Annotated in this window: 12 protein-coding genes; 3 read left to right on the top strand and 9 right to left on the bottom strand. The window is 39.8% G+C overall.

Annotation, left to right across the window (positions count from 1 at the left end):
- Positions 1–313 precede the first annotated feature (313 nt).
- The 4 genes from GJU40_RS19700 to GJU40_RS19685 form a co-directional block, all read right to left on the bottom strand.
- On the bottom strand, positions 314–706 hold the full coding sequence (locus GJU40_RS19700) for a DUF2178 domain-containing protein (protein ID WP_154309760.1): 393 nt from the start codon (positions 704–706) through the stop codon (positions 314–316).
- Positions 699–914: a helix-turn-helix transcriptional regulator gene (locus tag GJU40_RS19695; protein WP_154309759.1), complete on the bottom strand. Its 216-nt coding sequence runs from the start codon at positions 912–914 to the stop codon at positions 699–701. Before GJU40_RS19695 ends, GJU40_RS19700 begins: the two co-directional genes overlap by 8 nt.
- A gap of 330 nt (positions 915–1244) precedes the next feature.
- Positions 1245–1685, bottom strand: coding sequence for a selenium binding protein (locus GJU40_RS19690; protein ID WP_154309758.1), 441 nt, complete (start codon positions 1683–1685; stop codon positions 1245–1247).
- Between the two features lie 248 nt (positions 1686–1933).
- The gene (locus GJU40_RS19685; RefSeq protein WP_154309757.1) at positions 1934–2944 is read right to left on the bottom strand and encodes an NADP-dependent oxidoreductase; all 1011 of its coding nucleotides are present in this window, start codon (positions 2942–2944) and stop codon (positions 1934–1936) included.
- A gap of 179 nt (positions 2945–3123) precedes the next feature.
- Here GJU40_RS19685 and GJU40_RS19680 point away from each other — a divergent pair, with 179 nt between their 5' ends.
- The gene (locus tag GJU40_RS19680; protein WP_154309756.1) at positions 3124–3819 is read left to right on the top strand and encodes a YqjF family protein; all 696 of its coding nucleotides are present in this window, start codon (positions 3124–3126) and stop codon (positions 3817–3819) included.
- Positions 3820–3844: 25 nt separating this feature from the next.
- Here GJU40_RS19680 and GJU40_RS19675 read toward each other — a convergent pair whose 3' ends face one another.
- The 4 genes from GJU40_RS19675 to GJU40_RS19660 all read right to left on the bottom strand — a co-directional run bounded on the left by GJU40_RS19675 (position 3845) and on the right by GJU40_RS19660 (position 7343).
- Positions 3845–5128, bottom strand: a complete 1284-nt coding sequence (locus GJU40_RS19675) for an O-antigen ligase family protein (RefSeq protein ID WP_154309755.1) — start codon at positions 5126–5128, stop codon at positions 3845–3847.
- Between the two features lie 528 nt (positions 5129–5656).
- A complete protein-coding gene (locus GJU40_RS19670) occupies positions 5657–6178 on the bottom strand; it encodes a GNAT family N-acetyltransferase (protein WP_154309754.1) in 522 nt (173 codons plus the stop codon).
- Between the two features lie 124 nt (positions 6179–6302).
- Complete coding sequence (locus GJU40_RS19665; protein ID WP_154309753.1) at positions 6303–6587, bottom strand: hypothetical protein; 285 nt, start codon at positions 6585–6587, stop codon at positions 6303–6305.
- Between the two features lie 189 nt (positions 6588–6776).
- The gene (locus GJU40_RS19660; RefSeq protein ID WP_154309752.1) at positions 6777–7343 is read right to left on the bottom strand and encodes a thioredoxin family protein; all 567 of its coding nucleotides are present in this window, start codon (positions 7341–7343) and stop codon (positions 6777–6779) included.
- A gap of 290 nt (positions 7344–7633) precedes the next feature.
- Here GJU40_RS19660 and GJU40_RS19655 point away from each other — a divergent pair, with 290 nt between their 5' ends.
- Positions 7634–10030 (top strand): immune inhibitor A domain-containing protein, encoded by a 2397-nt coding sequence (locus GJU40_RS19655; protein ID WP_425481243.1) that lies wholly within the window; start codon positions 7634–7636, stop codon positions 10028–10030.
- Between the two features lie 51 nt (positions 10031–10081).
- Here the strand turns inward: GJU40_RS19655 and GJU40_RS19650 are convergent, their stop codons facing one another.
- Complete coding sequence (locus tag GJU40_RS19650; protein WP_154309751.1) at positions 10082–11359, bottom strand: MDR family MFS transporter; 1278 nt, start codon at positions 11357–11359, stop codon at positions 10082–10084.
- A gap of 491 nt (positions 11360–11850) precedes the next feature.
- On the opposite strand from GJU40_RS19650, the gene GJU40_RS19645 reads away from it, so the two are divergent.
- Positions 11851–12288 (top strand): membrane lipoprotein lipid attachment site-containing protein, encoded by a 438-nt coding sequence (locus GJU40_RS19645; protein ID WP_154309750.1) that lies wholly within the window; start codon positions 11851–11853, stop codon positions 12286–12288.
- Positions 12289–12442: the final 154 nt, after the last annotated feature.

Below are 12442 nucleotides of genomic sequence, written 5' to 3'. Positions count from 1 at the left end.
TCCTTTATTAGAAGTCACGGATAACGTGGGTTTAGCTTCTAGTTTAGGAGATTTTTTTGCATTCGTCCATAAAAAATTCCCCTATAATTTCAATTAATAGAGGGTAATTAAATTGATCTTTTGGCCTGTGGATACATATGCAATGATAGTGGAGTAATTCCGTCTATGACCCAAAAAAACTTTAAAATGGTTGATTTTTAGCAGCTTAAGCGGAATTCATTCCCTTATTTTGTCTAAAAAACGACACAATTTGAACTTAATCGGAATTTCTACGCCTATTTTTTTTTGGTTAGGGCGGGGAGGCGACTTAATATCACTTATACTTCTTTGAATATATAAATGCGGTAACCGGTAACGTAACAAAGGTTAGGCCAACCACGATGAGTAAAGGAAAATTATTAATGTCATTCAAATTGGAAACACCTTCGGATACAATCAAAATGAGACCTGATAAAATCATTAAAACAAAATACCCAATTCTGGAACTTTGCGCTTGAATGTGCCTATCTAATTCGTCTTTTTCTCCCTCTCCTTCAGGGTGTTCCCAGGTAATTGCATTAAAAAAATAAGATAATAAGAGAAAACTGAAAAATATAGAACCTCCATCTATAGTTCCAAATCTTACCCACTTGTATAAGGCAAATCCTGAAACAACAATAAATGCGACAAATGCTATAAAACCTATTGTTCTTTTCGAACTATTCATTCCTTTTTCCCCCATCCCTTATACTTATAAATAGAGCTTCCATCGTTACATTTAAAACCCTTGCAATATTAAAGGCTAACTGTAAACTTGGGTCATATTTATTGTTTTCAATAGCATTAATCGTTTGTCTGCTCACGCTGCATAATTCGGCTAATTTCCCTTGCGAAATACTGTTCTTTTCTCTAAACTTTTTTATATTATTTTCCATCGTATAACCACCATTATTATAAAAAGGCTATCAGGGTGTCAAAGTTGTTTTACATACTCTTCTAATACTTGGAAAATATCTCTGTCAACCGTAAAACGAATTGTTTGAGGTGTTAGAACGTGACCGTGAAATTAACTTTATGGTTAGGAAACATAATCAGGGAATTATATCTCCTTTGTGAGATAGAAACTAAATGATAGAAAAACGCTTTTTTTATAGCATCGGTATAATAAAGAATGCACGCATAAATGCGAGAGAACACGCCAAAATGTCAGCGTGTTCTTTTTGTTCTATAATCCTTGCATCACGCAGACTTTTATTTTAATGTTCTTAAAGCTTATAAATCTCTTCATTCAATTCGCCATTCTTCTTAATAAAATCATACAAAAATTCTTGTGTTATATAGTCTTGTCTTCCATTTTTGTATTTAGTAGCTAATATTTGATTATCTACATCGTCAGAGAAACGACTTCCACTAGGAGCAGTCACTTGGAAGCTATGCAGGATTCTATTTCTTATTTCAATAATCTCACTAAATTTCTTAGCAATAGTGGTATTTGATTCTTTTGTAATGGTATCTTTTACCGGTTTTAATAATTCTCCAGATGTTTTATCTATTAACTGGTGCCAATTATATTCACCCGGTTCATCATAAGCTAGTATATTTTCAATTATGAACGCATTATTTGAGTTAAATACACAAATTGCACTCCCTAATAACTCCCTATATTTTCTGGATGGCAAAGCTTGGCGACTGTAATCTTCATACAAATCCTTTCCCTCCTTTTTTGACCATTTGTAGATAAACTATGTTATCACTTACCTAGGTTCCTTATCTTCAAGAAACGGAATCCTTACCGGCACCGTTCCTAGATCGATATTGTTTAAAAGTAGAAAAATTTCATATCCTTATTTCCTTTTTGTATCATTTAAATAACTAGTAGTAAGTCATAACGATCCTCTTTAAACTGCCCCGCAGAAAAAGATAATTTTTGAGCCAGGGCAGTTTGCATATGATGTTATTTTCCTTCCGGCTCCGCTACTTTCACCAGCTGCTTGCCGATGTTTTCTCCTTTAAATAGTCCCAGGAAAGCATCCGGAATGTTTTCGAACCCTTCTTGAATGGTTTCTTCATATTTCAGCTTGCCTTCTCTGACCCATTTTCCTAATTCTTTGGAGGCTTCACCGAAACGGCTGGAATAGTCGCCGACAACAAAGCCCTTCATCAAGGCACTGGATTTAATAAGGGTTGTCTGTATGCGGGGGCCGATGTCTCTTTCTTCTTTGTTATAGGCAGAAATAGCACCGCACACAGGAACGCGGGCAAACTTGTTTAAATGATAGAAGACTGCATCTGAAATTTCTCCGCCCACATTTTCAAAGTATACGTCAACTCCGTCCGGACAAACTTCAGCAAGTTCTTTTTTCAGATTGTCTGACGTTTTGTAATTGATAGCAGCGTCAAAGCCCAATTCTTCTTTTAAGTATGAGATTTTTTCATCAGAGCCTGCAATTCCAACAACTCTGGCACCTTTTATTTTAGCAATCTGTCCAACAATGGAACCTACCGCTCCAGCCGCACCGGATACAACGACTGTTTCCCCTTCTTTTGGCTCGCCAATATCCAGCAAACCAAAATATGCCGTTAAGCCGGGCATGCCCAGAACACCAAGGGATGTTGTAACAGGTGCCACTTCAGGGTCAATTTTACGGACATGCTTTCCCTGAACTGCCGAATACTCCTGCCAGCCCAGCATACCGACAACGATATCACCTTTTTCCAAGCCTGAAAATTGAGATTCAGCTACTTCGCCTACTACCCCGCCTGAAATGACTTCGTTTAATTTATAAGGTTCAACATAAGATTTTGCATCCACCATCCGGCCCCTCATATACGGGTCCACTGAAAGATAGAGGGTCTTTACAAGCACTTCACCTTCTCCAATAGAAGGCACCTCTGTTTCCTGAAAAGTAAAATCGTCCTGTCCGGGCATTCCTTTTGGCCTTTTTGCCAGCAATATTTGCTTCATCTTTTTCCATCTCCCTTTTGATAAAAGTGTAAGACATACTTTTACGGTAACACCCATTAAAAGGCAAGGTCAAAGAAAAAGGGTGCGATAGCAATAAACGGGAGAAACTAACCAGGAAAAGCGGTCGATAGTAATAGTAGCTGAAAATGGGTATGATGTGAGAAAAGGGAGGGGCGTAAATGAAAAAATGGATATTAAAGCAAACATGGAGAAACACCCTTTTTCTGCATTGGCCCGTAGATTATTCCTTGTTGAGAAGCCTGGTGCCTGAGGAACTGGAAATTGATAGATATGACGGAGAAGCCTGGCTTGGTGTGCTTCCGTTTGAAATGCATCATATCAGGCCGAGGTATCTGCCATCAGTCCCATATTTCTCAAGAGTAAATGAATTGAACGTCAGAACGTATGTGACTTATAAAGGAAGGCCGGGGGTCTATTTTTTTAGTTTGGATGCAAACAGACTGTATGCAGTACTTGCTGCACGACGGCTGATTGGCATGAATTATTTACATGCTTCTATTTCTTCAAAAGTTGAAAAGGGGAAGATTCATTTCCAATCGAGGAGAATTCACCCTCATGCTCCACCTGCAGAATTTGAAGTAAGCTATCAGCCCGTTTCAGAACAATTTTACGCAGCAGAAGGGACGCTGCAGTTCTGGTTTACAGAGAGATACATATTTTACGCGAAGAGGAATGGAAAATTGATGATGGGAGAAATGATTCACCAAAACTGGCCGCTTCAGCTTGCTGAGTGTACAGTACATAAGGATACCCTGACGGAGCCATACGGCGGCATAAATGCTGAGCGACTTCAGATTCACTTTGCAAAGGAAGTTCATGCACATTTTTGGCCGATTCAGGTTATTGCGGATTAAAAAAATCTCCGGCAGCGGCCGGAGATTATAATTTGTATTTGTTTTTCTGCGTTTTAGAATATTGCTCTGGCTTTTCGGTCACAAGATGTAACCGAAGGAGAACTCTTCTCCAATTTAGCGCAGCTCTTTCCCTGAACCCAAGGGCTCTTGTGTATCTGTCAAAAGACCCCAGCAGAATCACTGTCAGCAAGGCAGTTTGCGGAGAAACCAGCGGATGGTCAAGTATGCCGGTCAGCACAACCACCGGAAAAGACAGCAGATAAAAATTCAGCAGCAATTTTTTCTTTGAATTCAAAAACAGCAGGCATACAAACTTGTATAGTAAGGCGCTAAACAGCAGAAGAAATGCAAGCCCTCCGAAAGTTCCGTATTCAGAAAAAAATGCAAGAAAGATATTGTGTGCATGAGGTACAGCTGCTTTTCCTGTCTGGGCATATGCCTCTCCAAATCCTAAGGAAGTTGTCCCGAAGTAAGGATTTTCTCTCCAGATTTTCACTGCCTGCACCCAGATGTCTTTCCGCATCAGACTGGCTCTCAAAATATCATCGTCTCTTGGAAAATATTCAATTATTCTATCTTTCGCCAGCAATATGACAGCAAGAGAAACTGTCCCGTATTTAACAGATGCCTTGAACAAGAAAAGAAGGAGAATCAAGAACATCGTCGCAATTCCTGAACGTGAACCTGTTTGGAAAATGGCGAAACAGGTGACGAACGACAGCAGCAAAGTCAGCAGAATATTTCCTTGAGCTCTCCAATTTTTCAGCAGCCTTGCGATGAGAAATGTAAGGACAAGCAAAAGAAGAAACGCTGTAAAATTAGGGTTATAGGCACTTCCGAACAAGCGGCCTTCTGTTTCACCCGGTGATCCTCCGATAAAGTAGGTTCCGGTCACCAGGCCAAGCAGGGTGTTGCTGCCATAAAAGTTTTGGAAAAAGGACCCGGACAGCAGCAGATAGATTCCTCCCCCAATCATCACCTTTTGATAGCGTGAAATGGAAGAAAGACTTGCTGTTTCCTTTATATGCAGGTATAAACCCAGGTAACCGAGTACCATAGCAAGAATTAAAAGATATGTACCGTTCCTTTCCAGAATTGCGGCACCGGCTGCAGAAATGGCTAATGTGAGAAAGAAAAACGTACTGATATTTACATAAAGCTTCTCCCTTGTGTTCACCATTGAGTTCAGTTTGCCCCAGCCGATGACAATCAGGATCAAAATACCAAGCGGAGGCATGAGAAAGCAGAGAGACATTCCAATCTCCAGCTTATACTTTACTAGCCTGCTTACTAACTTATTATTATTCATTAGGATTCTCCGTGTTCTTAGCGTTCATTTAGCTAGATTTTGAAGAATTTCTTTTTAATATACTATAAATATATGGAAATTCTTTGAGTCTGTATCCATTTTTAAGGAAAATTAACCAATTCTTAACAAATGTTTACAATTGGAATCTATTGTGCAGATATGCACACCCTACGGATATTACCCCTTGTGATGAGGAGCTAAACTAAGAGTCTAATATAATCTCTTCAGGTTTGCAAATTTGTTTGAACGGAGTTGGGAAAATTGAGAATGGGGTGGTGCCAGTAACTCCCCGAAAAATATCGTTTCACACTTTGTTTCACAGAGGAGGGGGAGGGGTGGTACCAGTCACTCCATGATAAATTATAATGATCAATGATTTCGGCGGCAGGTATAGATAGGAGTGGAGATGTGAATATATCATGTCTTAGAGGGATGAAGCAGTTCTAATAGTGTGGAGGAAATTGCAGATGAGATATTATACAAAAACAATTAAATAGTAATTTCTTATAACTTCTTTAAAATTCATGTTCATACATACTTCTCCATTCTGATATCCGACCACATTTTATCATTCCAATAAGTAAAATTATCTATCCGACAGATCTCCTTGTAACCCAGCTTTTGATAGAGCTTCTGTGCTTGCTTGTTGTATTCAAAAACGCCCAGTTCAATACGGTTAAGCCCCTCATTCTTAATTTGTTCCTCGAGAAACTGAATTGCTAAATAACCAATACCTTTGCCTCTTCCTTTAGACTCACCAATTGTAATTCCAATCCAGGCTGTCCCAACTTCTTTTTTATATATATGAACCGGGTCAATAACATAATTCATTTCCCCTATCAACTCGTCATGAAGATATATAAGATAAATATGATGGGTGTTCAATTGTTTTGATAATTCATCCATAGTCAATTTCTTATGACATTCCAGTTCAGATTTATTTTGGTGAGGGCGAATCAAAGGTTTTAATGTTGGATCGTTTTCCCATCTATTTAACACCTCCACAATCGCTGTGCTTGGTTGAGTTAGTTGTATAAATTCAATCGTCATTTTTGCTCTCCTTTTTAAACACTCATAATAAAAACGCTTTTGCTAAGGAAGGGTAAGAGAGAGTGCCTGTAACTCCTCGAAATAAATTCTCCCCCAAAATTCTTTGAAATTCTTCAGTAAGTATTTATTTCTTCCTTTTTAGTTCTAAAAGGATAGGTGTTATATTCAATAAGATAGAAACAATTGTCAAAAACCATAACGCTCTTTCCATACCAGGTACAACATCCATTAGTGCCGCCCAATCTTCTACTTTTACCCACTTCGATACAAAACTGTATTCTGCACAAAGTGTAAGTGCTGTAAATGATAATCCCATTGCCATCGCAAGCTTATAATCTTTACCTGCTCCATACATATGCAGATTTATTATGGTTGCTGCTATAGCAATAACCCCTAATATAATCCACATAACGATACCTCCATCTATTTCTGAGTCTTCAGCTTTCTGCTCGTTCAGTAAAAAACAGTCTTTATTATTTTAACATTAAATGACAATGGCCGGCTTAGTTCATCAGAAATCCAATAAACATAAAAAACAGACCACATCCTGCATATGTGGTCTGTACATGAATTCCTTAAATTCTTCGCCAAAAATATCTCAGCTTTGCAGCTGCTTGAAAGAATGTAAGAAGTCATCCTTGATGATGTTCCAGATTTTTTCGTCTGTTGTGTACATGCTTGTCATTTTTCCGATAAAGTTATGAAATGCGTCTGAGTATCCCGGGTCATCTTTTTGCGGCAAATCCTTCTTTAACTCAGAAACAAGCTCCTCTACTTTCGCAGCGCGGGGCCCCCATTTCATGCTTTCTTTTCCTTCGGGGTCTATTACGATGAAAATAGGGATAGATCGAGCTCTTCCACCCGTCAAATACTGGTCCATTAGCTCCAAATTTTCATCCCTTATTAAATAGGAAGCTTCCAAAAAGGCTTCATCTGCCATTTTCATAAATATGGGTATGTTTACCATAGCGTCTCCGCACCAGTCTGCCGTTAACACGATTGCCCTTAGTTTTTTCTCCTGAAGAGCATGTAAGACTGCAGCATCCTCCTCCGGCAGCGAGAACGAGTTATAAATGCTCAACATATGATTCTGATTGACTTTCATAGAAGAAAGATATTGATATTTGGACATTCCTTTATCAAACCAAGCGTTTAAATCTCTCAAGTAAATCCCTCCCTGTTTATAGTTTGATCTTAAAGAAAATCCTCTACTTTTTCTACTGAAAAGCATAGGAGCAGGAGAAAAGAAATAGGAAACATTTATCATTTGATTATTCAAATAAATAGAATTTTTGAACTATTTACTGTTTCGAGTTCCTAAATATAATAGTTTTATAGTCATTTTTTAGAAATTATTTATAATTTCAAGAAATTAAACTAGTATTTTCCTAAAAGGGATGACTAGGACATTTTTAACCTGGGAGGTTAGCAGAGTTGAGAAAGTTAAAAAGATCTATCTCAAAAAAGAACAAAGCATGGCAAAAAGCAATTAAACTGACAGCGGGAACGCTGGTGGTATCAGGTTTGCTCGCAGGATCATTTCTTCCTTCAGCACAGGCAGCACCTTCACCGGCAGGCCCAGTGATAGAATCGGCCCCGATTGACTGGCACACAGTTCCGGAAGACAGGCTTGAAAAGGTGCTGAAAGAGAGAGGCGTTATTTCTAAAAATGCAACTCCTGAGCAGGCCGGCAAGACTGTTAAAGAATATATTAAGAAAAAAGATGGAGCAGTTCATAAAGGGAAAAAGCATGATCATGACCACGATCATAAACATAAGGATGAAATGGACAAAAAGTCCAAGGATTTCCTCAAAAAGCAAAAAGAAAAGCTTCGAAAGCAGCTTAACAAGGGGCATGTCAACTTTAAAAAAGGCAAGCCTGATGGAGCCGTAAAAGTAGACCCTGCCAAGCAGGCAGCCTACAAAGGCGCTGTCAGAACTGATAAAGTGCTGGTACTGCTTACAGAGTTCTCCGATTTCAAGCATAATAATGTAGACCAGGAAGAGGGCTACATGTACGCAAAGGATTTCAATCGTGAACATTATGAAAAATTAATGTTCGGCAACAAGGAATTTCAGCTGTTTAATGGCGAAAAAGTCCAAACTTTTAAGCAGTATTATGAAGAACAGTCAGGCGGAAGCTACACTGTTGACGGAACTGTTTCAGAATGGCTTACAGTTCCTGGAACAGCGAAAGAGTACGGTGACGATGATCCTAGAGGCGGACATGACAACCTTGCGCCAAAAGGGCCGCGTGATCTTGTCAAAGATGCTTTAAATGCTGCGGTAGCTTCAGGGATGGATCTTTCAGAATTCGATCAATTTGATTTGTATGATTTGGATGGAGACGGAAATCAAAATGAACCTGACGGACTTGTTGACCACTTAATGATCATTCATGCAGGAACGGGCCAGGAAGCTGGAGGGGGACGTCTTGGAGATGATGCTATCTGGTCGCACCGCTGGGTTCTTGATGGAGTATATCCGGTAGCCAATACTGCTGCAAAAGTAGATTACTGGGGCGGAAAAATGGCAGCCTATGATTATACCATTCAGCCTGAAGACGGGGCAGTTGGCGTATTCGCCCATGAATTTGGACATGATCTCGGCCTTCCTGATGAGTATGATACACAGTACACAGGTCAAGGAGAGCCTGTTGCTTCATGGTCTATCATGAGCGGCGGCAGCTGGAATGGAAAAGTAGCAGGTACTGCACCAACAAGCTTTTCACCTCAAAATAAAGAGTACTTCCAAACCTTAATGGGCGGAAACTGGGCTAAGATCCAGAATATCGACTACAAGGAAGTTGATAAAAAAGGTATAGCTTCTTTTGTTGACCAAAGTGTAACAAAGAGCAACAACCCAGGCATTGTAAAAGTAAATCTTCCACAGAAAACAGTAAAAGGCATTCAGCCTGCATTCGGAAAGAAATACTATTACAGCACAAAGGGTGATAATCTTCACACAGAAATGAGCACGCCTTTGTTTGATTTAACAAAAGCTTCCTCTGCTGAATTCAGCTTTAAGGCGCTTTACGATGTAGAGTATGACTATGACTACTTGTATGTTCACGCGGTAACGGAAGACGGCAAGTCAGTAACAATTGATACAATCGGGGACGAAGATACGCTCAACGGAGCAGAAACGACTAACGGACAATGGGTCGACAAGTCGTATGATCTGAGTCAGTTTAAAGGCAAAAAAGTTAAGCTTGTATTCGAATACGTGACAGACGGAGGTCTTGCGCTTGAAGGTTTTGCGCTTGACAATGCACAGCTGAAAGTAGACGGACAAGCAGTCTTTTCGGATGATGCCGAAGGAACTCCAAAGTTTGCCCTTAATGGATTTATCGTGTCTGACGGTACATTCTTAAGAGATCATTACTACTATATTGAGTGGAGAAACTATGCAGGTTCCGACAAAGCTCTTCAATATTCAAGAGGTGCTGTGTACAATACCGGAATGCTTGTATGGTATGGAGATGACAGCTTTACAGACAACTGGGTAGGCGTTCATCCGGGTGAAGGATTCATTGGAGTAGTAGATGCCCATCCAAAAGCTGTAGTAGGTACGCTGAACGGCAAGCCGTCTGTTAATCAGTCGACTCGTTATCAAGTCGCTGACGCTGCATTCTCTCTTGATAAAACACAGGCATTCAGCGTATTTTCTCCTAGCCGCGGTGCTTACGATTTCCTAAGCCTGCCTGGGAACAGAGTGTTTGATGATTCCCAAAAATATATTGATGCATTGATTCCTGATGCAGGAAAACTTCTTCCGAATTACGGCTTGAAGTTTGAGGTCATCGGCGAAGCAAAAGATAATTCTGCTGGAGCAGTCTGGATTAGAAAATAAGAATTAAAAAAGGTTCAAATCATCCCTGATGATTTGAACCTTTTTTGGGTTTTAAGAGGCTTCCGCAGGAAGTGTTTCGCTCTTTTTATATTGGCTGAACATGGTGAAATACAGAAGGGCACTCAGCAATGCCAGCAGGCCGAGAATGAAAAAGGTCCATTGATAGCCGAACCATACGGAAAATGGAATGGCAATCGGTGCAATGGTCTTCCCGATTGTATATCTTAAGCTTGCCGCTGCAAAATACTGTCCTCTCATGTGCTCCGGAGCAATTTTAGAAATAAAATTCTGCTGTATTCCGGCCGTCATCAGCTCTGCAAAAGTGAACACAGCCATAGCGAAGATCAGTCCCCACATAAAGCTTACCTGGCCGAACAAGGTAATTGCTGCTGCATAAAACACGGAAGAGAGGATAAACACTCTGCTCTCCCGAAAACTCCCCATCCATTTTGTCACTGCAATTGTAAACAGAGCAACAAGAAGGCCGTTTTCGGCAAGCAGAAGCCCGAATGCCTGTTCACCGCTGACGGAGAGATGCCAGGATCCCATATGAAACAATGTTTGATTATCTACAATGTCTTTTGTATAAACGGGTATCAGCATATCAAGCTGCATAAAGGTCTGGGCGGATAGAATGCCTGCGACAATAAACAGCAGAAACGTCCGGTCCTTAAAGATAATTCCGTAATCTCTCACTTGTTTCACTATCACACCATACCATCGTCCATTTGTGCCGATGTTTTGCCTGGCTGAGTCAGGGGCTGTTTCCCTCGTCATTCTGGATAGCAGGATGGACAGGAGAATACAGACCAGCCCTGCTGCCACCAGCAGCTGAAACCGGTAATTCACATAAAAAAGCGCGCCAAGAATCGGTCCGATGACGACTGCGATATTAATGGAAGTATAAAAAACGGCAAACACACTGCTTCTGTTTTTTTCATCCACCACATCAGCCACCATTGCCTGGCTGGCCGGCCAGTAAAAAGCTCCGAAAACACCGACAATTGTAAAACAAATAAATGCTAAAGCAGGGAGCTCCATCCACGGCGATACAGCCAGAGAAAAAATTAGAAAAGCGGCACCTTGGCCAAATGCAGACAGCACCATCATTCTTTTTCGTCCAAACCGATCAGCGCAATATCCGCCCATTAAGTTGGCGGCTACTGAAAATAACTGTGACAGGACCAGTAAAAAACCAGCTTTTTCTTTTCCGAATGCCTCCGCAAAATAAATGATTAAAAAAGGAAAGAACATCCAGAATGTAATATTCATCGCTGCTTCTCCAAAAAGGCGGACCTTTAAATTACGATCCCAATCTCTTATTCTCATCTTACAGTCTCCAATTCTTGTAATGTTCCTTTCTCATCATACATCCGGTTACTGGCAAAAACAAGATAAGAAGGAATAACTGGAAGGAAGCAGGATAGGTTGAGAAGGTCCCTTAGGGTTAACAGCAAAAAAAGCATCACCCTGAAATGTAAGTAGTTCAGTCTCTGTGGAGAAACATGGTAAATAGCATATAAGTTGTCACACCTTTTAGCACAGTAACCAGCAGAACTGTTTTTACTGCATAACAAATAGCACCCATAATAACAACTTGACAATGGCTATTGCCGCCGTTGTGAGAAAAAGGGTGCTATTTTACTTGTAAATTGCTATGTGATTGTCAGTGAGTTTTGGAGGAAAATCAAGGATTTATAACATTATATGGTAAAATACACTTAAAGATTATGAAAATTTAATTCTTAAACTACCGGGGCGGGATACTCCATTAAAGAAGTCACAAAGGACTTAAATTAAATATTTAGGGGGCGGTTAAATTGAAAAAAATACTCACCATATTATTCATAATTATAGTCTTGACGGCTTGTTCGAGTGAAGAAAACCACTATAATTATAAATTTAATGGTGAAGGTGAATATTGGAGAGCTAAATATTCTTTTAGCGGAATAGAAAAATGGGGAGATAAAGGTGGTAAAATCACCTACTCTAATGAAAATGGCGAGGAATTTGTATTAACATACAAAGGGTCTTTCAAAGAGATTTCTTCAATAAAAACTCTTAATTACTCTTATGAAACATCTGCTGGAGGTGGAGGTAGTACAAGGGAGTTTGATAAACCACCTACAGAAGTTACATTTAAGTCTAGGGGACGTTCGGAAAACGGAGCAAAAGTAAATGAAGATGAAGTGGTACAAGTAAATGTTAAATGGGATGATTTTGAAGAGTCATTTGAATTGCATAAAAAGAGTAAGTGATTTTGTTGAGTTAACAGGAGCTTGGATTAGATTAGGAAGCAATACATTCAAAAACAAAAAGCTTGGGATATCCCAAGCTCAGCTTGTGGAGAAAGGTACTATATGTTTCTTCCACAAGCTTTTTTATTCTTTGTAATTTCTCTTTTTTCATCGA

Origin of the sequence: Metabacillus lacus (genome assembly GCF_009674805.1) — a bacterium.
Lineage (GTDB): Bacteria > Bacillota > Bacilli > Bacillales > Bacillaceae > Metabacillus_C > Metabacillus_C lacus.
Note: the sequence above shows the minus strand (reverse complement) of the source record. Positions and strands in the feature narration are given on the sequence as shown.

What these genes read in the sequence shown, in the direction of transcription:
- GJU40_RS19700 (WP_154309760.1), bottom strand. Translation starts at nt 706, where the DNA reads ATGAATAGTTCGAAAAGAACAATAGGTTTTATAGCATTTGTCGCATTT.
- GJU40_RS19695 (WP_154309759.1), bottom strand. Translation starts at nt 914, where the DNA reads ATGGAAAATAATATAAAAAAGTTTAGAGAAAAGAACAGTATTTCGCAA.
- GJU40_RS19685 (WP_154309757.1), bottom strand. Translation starts at nt 2,944, where the DNA reads ATGAAGCAAATATTGCTGGCAAAAAGGCCAAAAGGAATGCCCGGACAG.
- GJU40_RS19680 (WP_154309756.1), top strand. Translation starts at nt 3,124, where the DNA reads ATGAAAAAATGGATATTAAAGCAAACATGGAGAAACACCCTTTTTCTG.
- GJU40_RS19675 (WP_154309755.1), bottom strand. Translation starts at nt 5,128, where the DNA reads ATGAATAATAATAAGTTAGTAAGCAGGCTAGTAAAGTATAAGCTGGAG.
- GJU40_RS19670 (WP_154309754.1), bottom strand. Translation starts at nt 6,178, where the DNA reads ATGACGATTGAATTTATACAACTAACTCAACCAAGCACAGCGATTGTG.
- GJU40_RS19665 (WP_154309753.1), bottom strand. Translation starts at nt 6,587, where the DNA reads ATGTGGATTATATTAGGGGTTATTGCTATAGCAGCAACCATAATAAAT.
- GJU40_RS19650 (WP_154309751.1), bottom strand. Translation starts at nt 11,359, where the DNA reads ATGAGAATAAGAGATTGGGATCGTAATTTAAAGGTCCGCCTTTTTGGA.